Below are 16539 nucleotides of genomic sequence, written 5' to 3'. Positions count from 1 at the left end.
AATATGCATATTAATATGAAATATTATATAGTCACTATAGGTGCTATATTTATAGCTTTGGGTATAGGCATGTTAGTAGGATTTAATTTAAATAATAATCAACAATTAAGTGAACAACAAGCAAATATAATAAATGATTTAGATGACAAGTTTAATATTTTAAAAGAGAAAAATGATAAACTTGATGGTGACTTAGCAAATGTAAATAAGGATTATGAAGAAGCAGTTAATTTTATAAATAAAAATGTAGATAAGATTTTAGCTGGTTCATTAAATGGTAAAAGCATAGGAATAATATCAGCTAATGAAAATGACGATTATACAAAAAATATAGAAGACATAATAAATAAATCTAATGGAAATATTGCCTTCAATATAGTATTAAAAGAAAATATAACAAATCCAGAAAAGTTAAAAGAAATCTCAACTAAATTAGGTACAGATATAAAAAATGCAAGTGATGCTGTCAATTATATAATGGATACCCTTAAAAAAGAAGATGCAAGTGATATTCTGACATATCTTCAAGAACTAGATGTAATAAAGTTTAACTCTCTTGGTAATACATATCTAAAATATGATTCTGTTGTAATAGCTGGTGGAAATGATGCAAAAGATAGTGCAAAACAGTTTGAAAAAATAGAAAAATTTGTAGTTTCAAAACTTAAATCAGAAAATAAATATTTAGTAGAAGTTCAAAATACAGGAGTTAAAACTTCTTATGTAGAACTATATTCTAAAAACAAGGTTGCAACTGTAGATAATATTGATGAAGGAATAGGAAGTATATCTCTAGCTATTCTTTTACAACAAGGAAACATAGTTGGTAACTTTGGTAGATTAGATACTGCAACTTCATTGTTGCCATCTATTAAATAGAAATAATTTTAAGGAGAGAAAAAATGGATTCTTATATAAGTATAATAATACCAGCTTATAACGAAGAAAGTAGAATAAAATATACATTAGATAGTATAGTGGATATTAAACAAATAAATGAGATAATAGTTGTTGATGATGGTTCAATTGATAATACTGCTAAAGTTGTATCTGAATTAGAGAATGAAAAGATTAAATTTTTTAAGTTAGATAAAAATAGAGGCAAAGGATATGCTTTAAATTATGGCATTAAGTTAGCAATGAAAAATGCAGATATTATAGGATTTCTAGATGGAGATTTAGGAAGTTCTGCTAAAGAAGTTGAAAAATTAATAGTACCTATATTAAATGGTGATGCTGATGTTACTATAGCTAAGTTTCCTCCTGCAAAGAAAAAAGGCGGTCTGGGATTTGTAAAAGGTTTAGCTAAAAATTCTGTGTTTGAGATGACAGGTGTTGAGTTAGATGCGACTTTATCAGGTCAAAGAATATTTAAAAGAGAAGTTTTAGAAAAGTTTGATGAAATACCTTTTGGATATGGAGTAGAAGTTGGTATGACTATTGATATCTTAAAGTATGGATTTAAAATTAAAGAAGTATTAGTAAATATGACTCATAATGAAACAGGAAGAAATTTAAAAGGGTTTATTCATAGAGGAAAACAGTATTATCATATAAAAAAGGTTTTAGGACAAAAAAAGAAAGAATGGAGGTAATATCTTAGTGGAAGATTATATACTTTATACCATTTTATTATTAACAGGATTATTTGGAACCTATGCTGTAATACCACTATTTAAAAATCTATTAATAAATGGAAATATACTTAGACCAAACTATAAAAAAGATATGATACCAGTAAGTATGGGAATTGTTTTTTTGCCTATGGTTGTAATTAATGGGATAATACTTACTTTCTTTACTACAGAATATAGGGATTTAACATATATATTTATGTTTATGTTTGGTATGATATCGATGTTCTTTGCAGGGATATTAGATGATATTATTGGAAATAGAGATGTAAGTGGATTAAAAGGACATTTTAAAAGTTTATTTAAAGGAAGTCTTACAACAGGAGGTTTTAAAGCATTATTTGGCGGATTTGTAGGACTTATAGTTTCTGTTGCTATATCAAAAGATATAATTGACATAATAATAAACACACTGATAATAGCTTTATCAACCAACTTAATGAATCTCTTGGATTTAAGACCAGGAAGAGCAATAAAAGTATATTTATTTATAATGGTGATTATATTTTTGACATTAACAGGTTTTGTTCAAGTGCTTCCATTACTTATAGTGCCAAATGTGCTTGCGTATTTTAATTATGATTTAAAAGCAAGAGCAATGATGGGAGATACTGGTTCAAATGTTCTTGGAATATCTATTGGAATTATGATTGCTTTTGGATATTCATTTAATGTTAGATTGGGATGGTTAATATTTGTAGTTATTATGCATATATTCACTGAGAAATACTCATTAACTAAGATAATAGAAAAAAATAAATTATTAAATTTTATAGATAAATTAGGAAGGTAACATTATGATAAGTAAAAGAGTGGGGATTGTTGAATCAATAGTAAGCCAAACTGAAACGCTTGATGATATAAGAGTGAATATAAATGGGGAAGTGCAAAGGGCATACAATTATCCAAAGCTATCTGGAACTATAAATGTAGGAGATGAAGTAGTTTTAAATACAACAGCAGTAGAACTGAGCTTAGGTACAGGTGGATATCATTTTGTAATAACTAATTTAAATAATTTAGAATCTACTTTAACTGAAGGTGGTCATATAATGAAACTTAGATATACACCTCTCCAAATAAAAGTTGATTCTATTGAAGAACAAGAAAGTATTTATCATGATGAATTTGGAAAGTTTAAAGGATTAGAAGGTCTTTCTGTTGTAGTAGGAACTCTTCACAGTATGTTGACTCCATTTGCAGCTTCATTTAAAAGAAGTAATCCCAATAAAAAATTAGTATATATAATGACTGATGGGGCATCTCTTCCAATATATTTAAGTAAAAACGTGGACACTTTAAAAGAAAAAAAATTAATAGACAATACTATAACGATAGGTAATGCATTTGGTGGAGATTATGAATGTATAAATATATATACTGCACTAATTACAGCTAAAGAAATATTAAAGGCAGATGCAGTATTTGTAAGTATGGGACCAGGAATTGCTGGAACAGGAACAAAATATGGATTTACAGGAATTGAACAAGGTCCAATTCTCGATGCTGTAAAAAAACTTGGTGGAAGAGCAATAGCAATTCCAAGAATTAGTTTTGCGGATAAAAGAGAAAGACATCAAGGTATTTCACATCATAGTATGACCGTATTTAAAGAGATTGTAAATGTAAATATAGATATACCAATAACTATATATGATGATGAAAAATTAAAGTTTATAAAAGAACAGGTAAGCTCAAATGGTTTAGATAAAAAGCATAATATAATTTATATAGATAATAATAAAACAAAAGAGGACTTAGAATATTTTAATCTAAAAGTAAAAAGTATGGGAAGAAATTACGAACAAGATGAGGCATTTTTTAAAGCTGCAAGCACAGCAGCATATTACTTAATGGAGGTTTAAGATGGTATTAGAAGAAAAAACTATTAGTAGTGATAGGGTTTATACAGGTAAAGTAATTACTTTAAAGGTCGATACTGTTGAAATTCCAGGGCAAGGATATCAAAAAAGGGAGTTAGTAGAAGTTGGTGGAGCAGTAGGAATAGTTGCAGTTACAGATGATAACAAGATTGTACTAGTTAAACAATTTAGAAAGCCTATAGAAAAGCCAATTTTCGAAATTCCAGCTGGTAAGTTAGAAAAAAATGAAAGTCCAAAAGAATGTGCTGAGAGAGAACTAAAAGAAGAAACTGGGTATAGTGCAAAAAATATTAAATTAATACATAAATTTTTCACTTCAGCAGGTTTTTCCAATGAGATAATGTTTGTATATTTAGCAACAGGGCTTACTCCAGGAGAGAATAATTTAGATGCAGATGAGTTTTTAGATGTATATGAAGTTGAGCTTGAAGAGGCATATAATATGGTATTAAAAAATGAGATTGAAGATGCAAAGACTTCTATTGGATTATTATTAGTAAAAGATATGTTTAAAAATTAATATTTATAAAAATGAATAACCCTTTGTCCTAAAGCATATTATTTTATAAAGGACAAGGGGGAATAAAATTGAGAAGAACATATAGAAGAAATGATTTTAGAGAATTGAATAGACAAATAATTATTATAGGATTATTGTTTATGATGTCTATTGTTATTGGGTCTTACATAAATAAAATCTTGCCAGGTTCTAGTGACAATATATTAAACAATATAAATCCTGCTGTAGAGTATTATAATTTAAATCTAAACATAAAAGAGACAGTTATACAAAATTTGAAGTCAGATGGAATTTTTATGGGCTCAATAGCTCTGTTAAGTCTATTTGTAGTAACGATTCCAGCTGTAATAGTAGTTTTTGTATTAAAAGGTATGTCCATAGGATATACAATAAATAGTTTTATATTAGCATTAAAGTTTAAAAGCGTAAAAATGATTTTAATAATATTATTTAAAAATTTGATTATTATTCCATGTGCAATCATATTAACATTAATTAGTATAAGCTATTTCAAAGAGATGGTTTATGAATTTAAAAAGAACAACAGAAAAAATATGCAATTTTTAATTAAGAGGTATATACTAAATATTATAATTATAATAGCACTATCATTGGGGTTGCAATTAATATTAAATACTGCAAGTATTGGTATTATTAAGTTCCTAGTTAAATAAAGGAGTTTATAATGGATATTATAGAGGGATATATAGATTACATAAAAGATAAAAAAAGATTATCAGAGAATACAGTGGCATCATACTTTATGGATATAAAAAAATATATGGAATATATAAATCAAAAAAGTATTAAACTAGTAGATATAGTTGAAAATGATATTATAAGTTATTTAATAAAGTTGGAAAAAGATAATGTGTCAATAGCTACAATAGCGAGGATGATATCCTCTATAAAATCTTTTCACGATTACTTATTTTTAAATCATGTATGCACAAATAATCCTGCAAAGGACATAAAAAAACCTAAAATAAAAAAAGAAAATATAAATATACTTACAGAAGAAGAAATTGAAAGATTATTGAAGTTTCCAAAGTTAACAACACCTAAGTTGGTTAGGGACAAGGCTATTTTTGAAGTGTTATATGGGACTGGTATAAAGGTGTCTGAATTAGTAGATATGAACATAGAAGATGTTGATTTGGATATTGACTATATATATTGTAATTCATGTTGTAAAAGTCAAAGGGTGATACCACTTTGTGATATCACAAAACTTTATTTGGAGAAGTATTTAAAAGAAGCAAGACCTAAAATGGCTGTAGAAGGTGAAAATTCATTATTTGTAAGTTCATTAGGTCAAAGGTTTACACGACAAGGTCTTTGGAAAGTCATAAAAAAATATTCTAATTTAGCTAATATAGATAAAAATATAAATCCTACAATGCTTAGACATTCATTTGCAATTCATTTGTTAAATGAAGGGGCTAACATTGCTGTTGTAAGTAAAATTTTAGGAAACGTTAATCTATCTAGCCTTCAAGTATATTTAAATCATATAGATAAAAACGTGAGAAGAGAAATAAAGGAAAAACATCCTAGAAATGATATTGATATAGAATTACAAAAAGCAGAGGCTAAATAGACTGTATAGCAAATTTTATAATTTAAAAGGAGCGTATTTATATGAGCAGAGTGATTTGGATTGTAATTGACAGTGTTGGGATAGGAGCGTTGCCTGATGCCGAAAAATTTGGTGACAGTAAGGATGTAAGTACTCTTGGAAATATATTTAAAGAATATCCAGATATACAAATTCCTAATATGAGAAAATTAGGCATAGGAAATATAGATGGTGTAGATTTTTTTGAAAGTATAAAAGAGCCAATAGGTTGTTTTGGAAAATGCAAGGAAATGTCTCAAGGAAAAGATACTACCACTGGTCATTGGGAAATGACTGGTATAATAGTTGACAAACCTTTTAAAACATTTGAACATGGATTTTCAAAAGAAATAATAGAAGAATTTGAGCAAAAAACTGGAAGAAAAGTAATAGGAAATAAACCAGCTTCAGGAACTGTAATAATTGATGAATATGGAGAACACCAAATAAAAACTGGAGATGTAATAGTATACACTTCAGCTGATAGTGTATTTCAAATAGCTGCTAATGAAGAGATAATCCCACTAGAAGAACTTTACAATATGTGTAAAATAGCTAGGGAGATAATGATGGGAGATAATGCAGTTGCTAGAGTAATTGCTAGACCATTTATAGGGAAGAAAACAGGTGAATTTGTTAGAACTTCAAACAGAAGAGACTATTCATTAGACCCATTTGAACCAACAGTTCTTGATAATATAAAAGAGTTAGGGCTTGACGTTTTGGCAGTTGGAAAAATAGAAGATATTTTTAATGGAAAAGGGATTACAGATTCTATCCATACTAAGAGTAATATGGATGGAGTAGATGAAACTTTAAATTATATGAAGCAAGAAAATAAAGGTCTGATATATTCAAATCTTGTCGATTTTGATTCTAAATATGGTCATAGAAGAGACCCAGAAGGATATAAGAAGGCCCTTGAAGAGTTTGACAGTAGACTTCCAGAAATAATGGATAATATGAGAGAAGACGACGTTCTTATAATCAATGCAGACCATGGAAATGACCCAACATATAAAGGTACAGACCATACAAGAGAATATATACCAGTTATGATTTATGGGAATAAGGTTAAAAAAGGATTTAATTTAGGAATAAGAGATACTTTTGCTGATATTGGAGCAACTGTTGCAGATATACTAGATGTAAAATTACCTAAACATGGCTCAAGTTTTAAAAAAGAATTATTCTAAATTAAGAGATAAATAAAAAATTAAAAAATTTAGCTTAATAGAATGGAGGGATTGGATGTTTGAAAATATAGAGCAAAGTAGCAAATTTATAAATTCCAAAATTAGTATAAAACCTAAAATTGGTCTGATATTAGGTTCTGGACTTGGAGATTTGGCAAATGATATAGAAGATTCTGTTACAATTAAATATAGTGAAATTCCAAATTTCCCTGTGTCAACAGTAGAAGGACATGCTGGACAACTTGTTATTGGAAAGCTTGAAGGGAAAGAAGTAGTTGCTATGCAGGGGAGATTTCATTACTATGAAGGATATTCTCAAAAAGAAGCTACTTTTCCAGTAAGAGTTATGAAAGCTTTAGGTGTCGAAACTCTTATAGTAACTAATGCTGCTGGAGGCGTAAATAAAAAGTTTAAAGCAGGAGACTTGATGATTATAAGAGACCATATAAACTTTAGTGGAAGTAATCCATTAGTAGGTAAAAATGATGATAGACTTGGAGCTAGATTTCCAGATATGTCAGATGCATATTCTTCTAAATATATAGATATAGTTAAAGATTGTGCAAAGAAATACAATATAGATGTAAAAGAAGGTGTTTATATGTTTTTTAGTGGGCCAAACTATGAAACACCAGCAGAAGTAAGAATGGCTCAAATATTAGGCGCTGATGCTGTAGGAATGTCTACTGTTCCAGAAGTAATAGTAGCAGCACATTCTAATATTAGTGTTATTGGTATATCTTGTATAACTAATATGGCTGCTGGTATCTTAAATCAGCCATTAAGTCATGAGGAAGTAATACAAACTACTCAAAAAGTTAAATCAGAATTTATGAATTTAGTTAAGAGTACAGTAAAAAAATTATAAGTATTTTGAGTGGATTTATGGTGAAATAGTTAATGTATTATTTGAAAAGAATTAATAAGAAGCTGTCTTGATATAGAAAGTTATTTCTAATAAAAGACAGTTTTTTTATAATACTATAATATTTGAAAGTGTTTTGAAGTTTAATATTTATTCAAATTATTACAGATTAGAATGGAGATTTCAAGTATGAGAATGTATGATATTATAAAAAAGAAGAGAGATAAACTAGAACTTAGTAAAGAAGAAATACATTATTTTATAGAAAACTATTCAAAAGGGAATATACCCGATTATCAGGCTTCTGCACTATTAATGTCTATTTATCTAAATAAGATGAATAAACAAGAAACCGTGTATCTTACAGAAGCAATGATGCACTCTGGTGATATTATAAATCTATCAGGTATAGAGGGTATAAAGGTAGATAAGCATAGTACTGGTGGTGTTGGAGATAAGACTACCATAGCTCTTATACCTTTAGTTGCTTCATGTGGAGCACCAGTTGCAAAAATGTCTGGTAGAGGTCTTGGTCATACTGGTGGCACTATTGATAAATTGGAGTCTATACCAGGTTTTTCAACAGAAATGGATATAAATAAGTTTATTGATTCTGTAAATAACTCTAAAATAGCAGTATGTGGCCAAAGTGCAAAGGTAGCAATTGCAGATAAGAAAATATATGCACTTAGAGATGTTACAGCAACTGTTGATAATATATCATTAATAGCATCTAGTGTGATGTCCAAAAAATTGTCCTCAGGAGCGGATGCAATTGTGCTAGATGTAAAAACTGGAGATGGAGCATTTATGAAGACTTTAGAAGAGTCTTTTGAATTAGCAAAATCTATGGTTGATATAGGTACTGGTATGAACAAAGATACAATAGGGATTGTAACAGATATGGATGAACCTTTAGGTTTTGCAATAGGAAATTCTTTAGAAGTTATAGAAGCAATTGAAACTTTAAAAGGAAATGGCCCTAAAGACCTTGTTGAACTATGTGAAGTATTAGGAGCATATATGTTAGTTTTATCAAAGGTTGCACATGATTTTGATGATGGTATTGAAAAGATAAGAGAATCTATAAAATCTGGAAGTGCTATACAGAAACTTAAAGAATTTATAGAAAATCAAGGCGGAAATAAAAATGTAGTAGATGATTATTCTTTATTCAAAAAACCAAAGTATAAACATCCAGTTAAATCAAACAAATCAGGTTATATAAGTAAAATTAAGGCTGAAGAAGTTGGTTTATCAGCGATGATTCTTGGAGCAGGTAGAGAGACTAAGGCGGATATTTTGGATTTATCAGCAGGGATAGTCTTAGAAAAGAAAGTTGGAGATTATGTAAATGAAGGTGAAGTTTTAGCATATTTGTATTATGATGATGAACAAAAGTTTTTATTAGCAAAAGACAGATTTGTTAATTCATATTCGATTGTAGATGAAAAAATAGAAAAAAATAAATTAATATATGGTATCGTAACACAGTGTGGAATTAAAAAGTTTTAGAAAATTTTAGAAAAGTGATTATAAAAGACCTAACATGTCAAAAATAGTGTTAGGTTTTTTATTTTTTTGATATATAAATAAGTTTATTCTACAAGATGATTGAAAATTACAGTATCTAGATTTATAATAGAAAATGGATAAATATACATAAGGAGTAGATTATATTATGAATTTTAAAGAAAATAGATTAAAAATAGCAGCATTAATAATTGTTATTTTAATTATCTTAGCAGGGGTGTTTATATCCATGCAAATAGGTCCTTATAATAAAAATAACAAGAATGATGTAATTATTGATATTCCAAGTGGAGCATCTGTCGGAAAAATATCTGACATATTATATGAAAATAAATTAATAAAAAATGAACTATTATTTAAACTCCTGGTAAAGATTAGTAATAAAGCTCCATCCATAAAATCAGGAACATATTTACTTAACCAATCGTATTCAAATAATGATATAATAACTCTTTTGGTTTCAGGTAAAATATATCAGGATGGTGTAAAAATTACTGTTCCAGAGGGTGCTACATCCAAAGAAGTTATAGCTATGTTAGTGAATAAAAATTTAGGAGATAAAGCTACTTTTGAAAATTTAATAAAAAAACCTCAAGAATTTTATGATAAATTTGTGTACTTGAAGGAGGATGGAATAACTTCTTTAGAAGGATTCTTATATCCAGAAACTTATTATTTTAATTCGAAAAAACAATCAGAAAAAGACATTTTAAGTGAAATGTTAAAGGTATTTGATAGTAAATATACGGACAAGCTTAAAAATAAGCAAAAAGAATCAAAGATGACTCTTCAAGAAGTAATGGAAATGGCTTCAATAATCGAGAAAGAAGCAGTACTTGATAAAGATAGACCAATAATAGCAAGTGTATTTTATAATAGACTTAAAGTAGGTATGCCTCTTCAATCAGATGCGACAATACAATATATATTTGAAGAGAGAAAGAAAATTGTAACATATGATGATTTAAAAATTGATTCACCATATAATAGTTATAAAAATAAAGGTTTACCTCCTACACCAATATCAAATCCTGGTATAAAATCTATTGAAGCTGCACTATATCCAGAGAAAACTGATTATCTGTATTTTGTAGCTAAGATTGATGGTGGGAATAACTATAGTACAAACTACCAAGACCATTTAAAATATGTCAAAGAATATAAAGAAGCGAGAGATAAACAGGACAAAGATACAAAAACAACAAATAAAGAAAATACAAAAAAATAAACAATGATTATAAAAAGTCTAACAGGGTAAGAATAATGTTGGGCTTTTTTATTGAAAATTGTTATTCTTAGATTTATAATAAAGAAAGTGTAAACATATATAACAATATGAATTTAAAAAATAATAAATTAAGACAATTTTTTAATATTTATTATTTTAGGGAGTGTTTTTATGAGTAATATAGTTAATGACTTAGTTGAAGATTATATAAGAGTGACATTAAAAGAAAAAGAAGGACTTTTAAAAGACTTAGAAATTTATGCAGAGGAAAATAGCGTTCCTATAATACATAAAGAAGTCTCAGATTTATTAAAAGTCTTATTAAAGATTCAAAAGCCAAAGAGAGTTTTAGAAGTAGGATGTGCAATTGGTTATTCTTCTATTTTTTTTGCAACTATTATAGGAAAAGATGCAGATATAATAACTGTTGAAAGAAATGAAAAAATGATAGAAAAAGCAAAAGTAAATATAAAATTAGCTGGATTTGACGATAACATAACTATACTAGAAGGAGATGCAGAAGAAAAACTTAGTCAAGTCCAAGGTGAATTTGACCTTATATTTATAGATGCAGCTAAAGGTCAATATAAGTTGTTCTTTGATTTAGTTATAGATAAATTAAAAGATGGTGGACTTTTAGTATCTGATAATATTTTATATAAAGGTATGGTTGCACATGATGATTTCGTTATAAGAAGAAAGAAAACCATAGTAAAAAGAATGAGAAATTATTTAGATTATATATGTAATTGTGACTATTTAAGTACATCATTAATACCAATAGGTGATGGTGTAGCACTAAGTTATAAAGAAAGTAAAAGAGGTGACGTAGATGGAATTAAATAAAGTTGAACTTTTAGCTCCAGCAGGTGATTTGGAGAGATTAAAAATAGCTATAACATATGGAGCAGATGCTGTTTATATAGGTGGAGAAATTTTTGGAATGAGGTCTGCTGCAAAGAATTTTAGTAAGGAAGATATGGCAGAAGGAGTAGCTTTTGCACATGAAAGAGGAAAAAAAGTATTTGTAACAGTAAATATAATACCTCATAATGAAGATTTTCTACAATTAGAAGATTATTTATTGGAATTAGAAGAGATAGGAATAGATGCAGTCATAATAGCTGACCCAGGAGTTCTTAGTGTTATCAAAAAAGTAATTCCAAATATGGAAATACATTTAAGTACACAAGCAAATACAACTAACTATTTAAGTGCAAAATTTTGGTATGAGCATGGAATAAAAAGAGTTGTAGTGGCAAGAGAATTATCTTTTGATGAAATATCTGAGATAAGAGCAAAGACACCTTTAGACATGGATATAGAAGCATTTATGCATGGAGCTATGTGTATCTCTTATTCTGGAAGATGCCTAATAAGTAATTATATGACTGGAAGAGATGCAAATAAAGGTTCTTGTGCTCAGTCTTGTAGATGGCAATATCATTTAGTAGAAGAAAAAAGACCTGGTGAGTATTTCCCAATATATGAAGATGAAAGAGGAACGTTCTTCTTTAATTCAAAAGATTTATGTATGATAGAGTATATACCAGAATTAATCAAATCTGGTATAACAAGTTTAAAGATAGAAGGTAGAATGAAGACTTCATACTATGTAGCTACTGTTGTAAGAGCATACAGAATGGCAATAGATGAATTTTATAAAGACCCAGAAAACTGGAAATTCAATCCAATGTGGATGGAAGAATTAAAAAAAGGTAGCCATAGACATTTTACATCAGGTTTTTACTTGAATAAACCAACAACAGAAGACCAAAATTATCAGTCAGCATCATATGTTAGAAACTATGATTTTATAGGTATAGTTAGAGAAACAGAAGATGAAGACGGTCTTATTGTAGTTGAGCAAAGAAATAAAATGTGTGTTGGTGATGAAATAGAGGTCATGGGACCATATAAAGAAACTATGTTCACTAAAATTGAAGAAATGTATAATGAAGAAGGAGAAGCTATAGAGTCAGCTCCTCATCCTAGACAAATAGTTAAATTAAAGTTATCAGTAAAAGTTGGTAAGGATTATATGCTTAGAAAAGTTATAGAAGAGAAGGTTGAAGAATAATAAAAATTTGATAAAGATAGTATTAGCCCCTTAGAAATTGTCAATAATGAAATTATCTAAGGGGTGATTTCATGTCAAAAAAGAAGACTCCATTTTTGAAAAAAGTGGGAAAGAGAAGCTGGTATATATTTACTATAATTTTGATAATTTATAGTGCTTTAATTTATAGACTAGTTGATATACAAGTATTAAAAGGTGATAAATACAAACAGAGTGTAGAATCGCAAAGTGTTGAGAAAGTAGAGTTAAATAGTGGAAGAGGAATAATTTATGATAGAAATAACAAAAAACTTACAGATACAAGTAAAACTCAGGTATTGGTAGTTGAAAAAGAAAAATTAAATAATAACTATAAGATTTTAGAGCTGGTTAAGAAAGCTACTAAGATGAAAGATTTGGATATATATAAGGCTATACAAGAACAATTAACACATCCTATAATACAAATTCAGGCTAAAGATATCGATAATAGAATGAAAAAAGAGCTTGAGAAAAATGGAATAATGATAGAAGAAAAAACTATGCGATATTCAAAAGATGGTTTATTGTCACATACAATAGGATATATAAAAGAGGATGATAAGTCAGGACAAGCAGGAATCGAGAAAAGTATGGACAGTGTGCTTAGAAATTCAAATGAAAAGTATATAAGTGCTTTTAAAGCTGGAGATGCAGGAAATGAAAAATCTCTAAACATACTAAAGGGAAGTGTAAAAACTATTGATGATAAGGCTAAAGATAGACATCTAAAAACTACAATTGATTATGATATTCAGAAAAAATTAGAACAGATACTAGATAAAGAAGAAAACCCTACAGCAGTGGTAATTTCAGAAGCTTCTACAGGTGAAATTCTTGCAATGTGTTCTAGACCTAATTTTGACCAGAATGATATATCAAAAAGTTTGAAAGGAAAAAATGGAGAATTTGAAAATAGAGTTATAAAGGCTACATATCCACCAGGGTCTGTATTTAAGATGGTAGTTTTATTTTCTGCACTTGAAAATGGTGTTGTAGATGAGAATTATACTTATAACTGTACAGGAAAGACTAAAGTTGGAAATACTAATGAAATATTACGATGTAATAAAATAAATGGTCATGGTTTCCAAAATTTAAGACAAACTTTTTCTAATTCATGTAATCCTGCATTTTTAGATATAGCTATGAAACTTGGCAAAGAAAAGATACTTAAATCTGCTGAAAGACTGCATTTATTTGAAAAGGTTGATATTGGTCTTGATGAAGAAAAAGTTAGAGAAGCTCCCAAAAACATATCAATACGAAATTTAGCTATAGGACAAGAAAATATAGAATTTACACCACTTCAAATAAATCAAATGACTCAAATAATGGCTAATAATGGAACATTCAAACCATTATATTTATATAAAAGTCTTGTGGATAATAATATGAATACAATAAAAACTTATAAGTCTTCAAAAAAGGAAGAACTGATTTCTCCTTATGTGTGTACACAAGTTAAAGAGATTATGAAGTCTGTGTCTAAGGATGGTACAGCTAAAGACTTAAAGGATTTAGAAGGTGGATGTGGAGTTAAAACTGGTACAGCTCAAAGTAGTTTAAATAAAAAAGCAATAGACCATGGATGGATAACTGGATTTTATCCTGAAGAAAGACCTAAGTATGTAATAACTGTGTTAGTAGAAGGAACTCAAAAAGGAAGTAAATCTGCAATACCTATATTTAAAGAAATATGTGAAAGCATACAATAAAATTATATATTATAAAATTTAAGGATATATCGTAATTTTTAGATTAAAGACTATGTCTAATACTATTACGATATATCCTTTTAAAAATTATAATATTAACTTTCTTGAACAAGCTCTTTTTCTAGTTTTTTAAGAGCTTTTTTTTCGATTCTAGATACATATGACCTCGATATATCGAGTTTTTGTGCAATTTCTCTTTGCGTTTTATACCCATAAGGAGTTAACCCATATCTTAACTGTACAATTTCTCTTTCTCTAGGAGTAAGAATTTTGTTTAGTTGCTCATAAAGTTTTCCGACTTGAACTTTTAGCTCAACCTCATCAAGAACATGGTTAGCTTCTGTACCAAGTATATCTAAAAGACTTATTTCATTACACACTACGCTTTATATGTTATTGATATCACTGCTTTTCATATAATTTCAGATGGACTGTTAACTCAAAGGAATCTAGTTTTTGTTCTTTAGATTTGTAATAAACAGCTTTATCAATGACAGATTTCAAAAGTTTATTTTTTCCAAGAGAATCTGAATCATGATAAAGAGATAGAACTGTTTTAATATCTTCTATCATTTTTGAAGTATCTTTTTTAACTATATCTAATTTATTTTTTAGTGTTTCTATTGAAAATTTAATTTCTTCAGTTCTTGAATCTATATTATTAGACCTATCAATAAATGTATCTTCATCATATATGCCACGTTCTAATAAATCATACAACTTATTTTTTTGTTTTCCTAATTCTTTTAATTCAGTTTCTAAGCCTTTCAATACTCGTTTTTGAAATTCTATATTATTATCAGTATTACTTTTCTTTAAATCTATATCAGATATTCTTAACTGGTATTTTTTTACTGCATCTTCTAATGACTTCAAAATAGCAGATTCAACAAATTCAAAGCGAGAACTCTTATTACAACCAGGATGATAACAAATTATATAGTCATGGTCTGTATATGGTCTATATACTAGAGGTCTACCACAGTTTTTACAGATTACTATGCCTGCAAGTGGATTCTTTATTTGATTACCATAACTAACATGACCATTTTTATTAAGTATATTCTGAGCTTTTTTCCAAACCAATTCACTTATTAGAGGTTCATGTTTACCTTTCGCTTCAATCCATTCGTCTTTAGGTCTTAATTTAACTGTTTTTATTTTATTTGGATTTTTGGATTTTTTATAATCTTTCTTTCGCCATTGTATATAACCACAATAAACTTTGTTTTTTATTATATTTGTTATTGCGGAGTTATACCAACTAGCACCTGTAGCAGTTTTAATTCCTAGATTGTTTAGATATTTAGATATTTTACTACAACCCATATCTTCATTAATATATAGGTCAAAGATAGTTCTAACTACATCAGCATCTTTATTTGGTACAAGAATTCTTTCTTTTCTGCCTGTAGTTACAGCGTCATATCCAAATGGGGCAGAAGTACCTATAAAATTTCCTTCCTCAACTGATTTTATTCTTCCTCTTTGCATTCTTCTTGATATAAGTTTTAGTTCTTTTCTTGCCATAAATGCTTCAAATTCTGAGTATTCTTCATCAAATTCATCTGTTAAGTCATACGTTTTTCTAGGTGTTATAATTTTAGTTTTACTTTCTTTAAAAGTTTCTAAGATTATACCTTGGTCTTTCATATCTCCACGACCAAGTCTGTCTAAATCCATTACTAATACTGAATCATATTTATTTTCTTCAACTTCTTTTAGAAGTTCAATCATTTTTGGTCTATGTATTATACTTTCTCCAGATACCAGTTCTTCTTTTATTTCGAGTACATTTAGATTTTGGTCTTTTGCTAGTTTTAATAGAGTTGATTTATGTCTGCTTAGAGTTTCAAATTCTCCTTGCTTTTCTGCCTCTTCATCAGCACGGGATTTTCTTAAGTATATAGCAACACTCATATAAGTAATCACACTCCTTAAATATAGTATATTAGTTATATAAGGAGATATTTCATGTTAAGCAAAATTAGTTAAGATTGTAAAAATAGTATTAAAATATCGCATGAATTGATAGCATATGTTGGTATAGTCTAAAGTTTACTTATAATATTTGCTGTAAAGCCATTATCTGATCTAGTCATTTATTACCTTAAACAGGTGTTTTTAATTATATAAGTTACCAGAATATGTTATAATAATTCTAGCAAGAAGTTGTAACCTACAATCTAAGAGTGGAGTTCATACAAACAAAGGATTATCCTCCCCATTTTAAGAAGGGAGGTGAT

The 16539-nt window shown here is 28.3% G+C and carries 16 protein-coding genes; 14 read left to right on the top strand and 2 right to left on the bottom strand.

Annotated features, from left to right (window positions below; genetic code table 11):
• The first annotated feature begins 3 nt into the window (after positions 1-3).
• The 14 genes from Q3304_RS01050 (at position 4) to Q3304_RS00985 (ending at position 14293) form a co-directional block, all read left to right on the top strand.
• On the top strand, positions 4-879 hold the full coding sequence (locus Q3304_RS01050; RefSeq protein WP_407813336.1) for a copper transporter: 876 nt from the start codon (positions 4-6) through the stop codon (positions 877-879).
• 23 nt (positions 880-902) lie between these two features.
• Complete coding sequence (locus tag Q3304_RS01045; RefSeq protein ID WP_054269720.1) at positions 903-1595, top strand: glycosyltransferase family 2 protein; 693 nt, start codon at positions 903-905, stop codon at positions 1593-1595.
• Positions 1596-1602: 7 nt separating this feature from the next.
• Entirely contained in the window at positions 1603-2427 is an 825-nt protein-coding gene (locus Q3304_RS01040; protein WP_054269721.1) for a hypothetical protein, read from the top strand.
• A gap of 4 nt (positions 2428-2431) precedes the next feature.
• Positions 2432-3499, top strand: coding sequence for a DUF3866 family protein (locus tag Q3304_RS01035; protein ID WP_054269722.1), 1068 nt, complete (start codon positions 2432-2434; stop codon positions 3497-3499).
• A gap of 1 nt (position 3500) precedes the next feature.
• On the top strand, positions 3501-4037 hold the full coding sequence (locus Q3304_RS01030) for an NUDIX hydrolase (protein WP_054269723.1): 537 nt from the start codon (positions 3501-3503) through the stop codon (positions 4035-4037).
• 68 nt (positions 4038-4105) lie between these two features.
• Complete coding sequence (locus tag Q3304_RS01025) at positions 4106-4711, top strand: stage II sporulation protein M (RefSeq protein ID WP_074178869.1); 606 nt, start codon at positions 4106-4108, stop codon at positions 4709-4711.
• A gap of 11 nt (positions 4712-4722) precedes the next feature.
• Positions 4723-5637 carry a tyrosine-type recombinase/integrase gene (locus Q3304_RS01020; protein WP_054269725.1) on the top strand — a complete coding sequence of 305 codons (915 nt, stop codon included), beginning with the start codon at positions 4723-4725 and terminating at the stop codon, positions 5635-5637.
• A 41-nt stretch (positions 5638-5678) separates the two neighbouring features.
• Positions 5679-6851 (top strand): phosphopentomutase, encoded by a 1173-nt coding sequence (locus Q3304_RS01015; protein ID WP_407813337.1) that lies wholly within the window; start codon positions 5679-5681, stop codon positions 6849-6851.
• A 55-nt stretch (positions 6852-6906) separates the two neighbouring features.
• Complete coding sequence (locus Q3304_RS01010) at positions 6907-7719, top strand: purine-nucleoside phosphorylase (RefSeq protein WP_054276259.1); 813 nt, start codon at positions 6907-6909, stop codon at positions 7717-7719.
• A gap of 186 nt (positions 7720-7905) precedes the next feature.
• Positions 7906-9231, top strand: coding sequence for a pyrimidine-nucleoside phosphorylase (locus Q3304_RS01005; protein WP_176702470.1), 1326 nt, complete (start codon positions 7906-7908; stop codon positions 9229-9231).
• Positions 9232-9397: 166 nt separating this feature from the next.
• Positions 9398-10477 carry an endolytic transglycosylase MltG gene (gene mltG / locus Q3304_RS01000; protein ID WP_407813338.1) on the top strand — a complete coding sequence of 360 codons (1080 nt, stop codon included), beginning with the start codon at positions 9398-9400 and terminating at the stop codon, positions 10475-10477.
• 171 nt (positions 10478-10648) lie between these two features.
• A complete protein-coding gene (locus Q3304_RS00995; RefSeq protein ID WP_054269730.1) occupies positions 10649-11323 on the top strand; it encodes an O-methyltransferase in 675 nt (224 codons plus the stop codon).
• The gene (locus tag Q3304_RS00990; protein ID WP_054276262.1) at positions 11310-12557 is read left to right on the top strand and encodes a U32 family peptidase; all 1248 of its coding nucleotides are present in this window, start codon (positions 11310-11312) and stop codon (positions 12555-12557) included. The genes Q3304_RS00995 and Q3304_RS00990 overlap by 14 nt, the downstream gene beginning before the upstream one ends.
• Before the next feature lie 71 nt (positions 12558-12628).
• Entirely contained in the window at positions 12629-14293 is a 1665-nt protein-coding gene (locus Q3304_RS00985; RefSeq protein ID WP_074178874.1) for a penicillin-binding protein 2, read from the top strand.
• A gap of 95 nt (positions 14294-14388) precedes the next feature.
• Here Q3304_RS00985 and Q3304_RS00980 read toward each other — a convergent pair whose 3' ends face one another.
• Both Q3304_RS00980 and Q3304_RS00975 read right to left on the bottom strand, forming a co-directional pair.
• Positions 14389-14673 carry a sigma-70 family RNA polymerase sigma factor gene (locus tag Q3304_RS00980; protein WP_021383999.1) on the bottom strand — a complete coding sequence of 95 codons (285 nt, stop codon included), beginning with the start codon at positions 14671-14673 and terminating at the stop codon, positions 14389-14391.
• A 22-nt stretch (positions 14674-14695) separates the two neighbouring features.
• Complete coding sequence (locus Q3304_RS00975) at positions 14696-16213, bottom strand: recombinase family protein (protein ID WP_407813339.1); 1518 nt, start codon at positions 16211-16213, stop codon at positions 14696-14698.
• Positions 16214-16539: the final 326 nt, after the last annotated feature.

Source organism: Clostridioides sp. GD02377, assembly GCF_045899875.1.
Classification (GTDB): domain Bacteria; phylum Bacillota; class Clostridia; order Peptostreptococcales; family Peptostreptococcaceae; genus Clostridioides; species Clostridioides difficile_A.
The sequence above is the reverse complement of the archived record's forward strand: the minus strand, read 5'-3'. Positions and strand labels throughout refer to the sequence as shown.

Coding starts and splice junctions, on each gene's coding strand:
- Q3304_RS01045 (WP_054269720.1), top strand. CDS start 903: ATGGATTCTTATATAAGTATAATAATACCAGCTTATAACGAAGAAAGT.
- Q3304_RS01010 (WP_054276259.1), top strand. CDS start 6,907: ATGTTTGAAAATATAGAGCAAAGTAGCAAATTTATAAATTCCAAAATT.
- Q3304_RS01020 (WP_054269725.1), top strand. CDS start 4,723: ATGGATATTATAGAGGGATATATAGATTACATAAAAGATAAAAAAAGA.
- Q3304_RS01030 (WP_054269723.1), top strand. CDS start 3,501: ATGGTATTAGAAGAAAAAACTATTAGTAGTGATAGGGTTTATACAGGT.
- Q3304_RS01035 (WP_054269722.1), top strand. CDS start 2,432: ATGATAAGTAAAAGAGTGGGGATTGTTGAATCAATAGTAAGCCAAACT.
- Q3304_RS00975 (WP_407813339.1), bottom strand. CDS start 16,213: ATGAGTGTTGCTATATACTTAAGAAAATCCCGTGCTGATGAAGAGGCA.
- Q3304_RS01050 (WP_407813336.1), top strand. CDS start 4: ATGCATATTAATATGAAATATTATATAGTCACTATAGGTGCTATATTT.
- mltG (WP_407813338.1), top strand. CDS start 9,398: ATGAATTTTAAAGAAAATAGATTAAAAATAGCAGCATTAATAATTGTT.
- Q3304_RS00985 (WP_074178874.1), top strand. CDS start 12,629: ATGTCAAAAAAGAAGACTCCATTTTTGAAAAAAGTGGGAAAGAGAAGC.
- Q3304_RS00995 (WP_054269730.1), top strand. CDS start 10,649: ATGAGTAATATAGTTAATGACTTAGTTGAAGATTATATAAGAGTGACA.
- Q3304_RS01005 (WP_176702470.1), top strand. CDS start 7,906: ATGAGAATGTATGATATTATAAAAAAGAAGAGAGATAAACTAGAACTT.
- Q3304_RS00990 (WP_054276262.1), top strand. CDS start 11,310: ATGGAATTAAATAAAGTTGAACTTTTAGCTCCAGCAGGTGATTTGGAG.
- Q3304_RS01015 (WP_407813337.1), top strand. CDS start 5,679: ATGAGCAGAGTGATTTGGATTGTAATTGACAGTGTTGGGATAGGAGCG.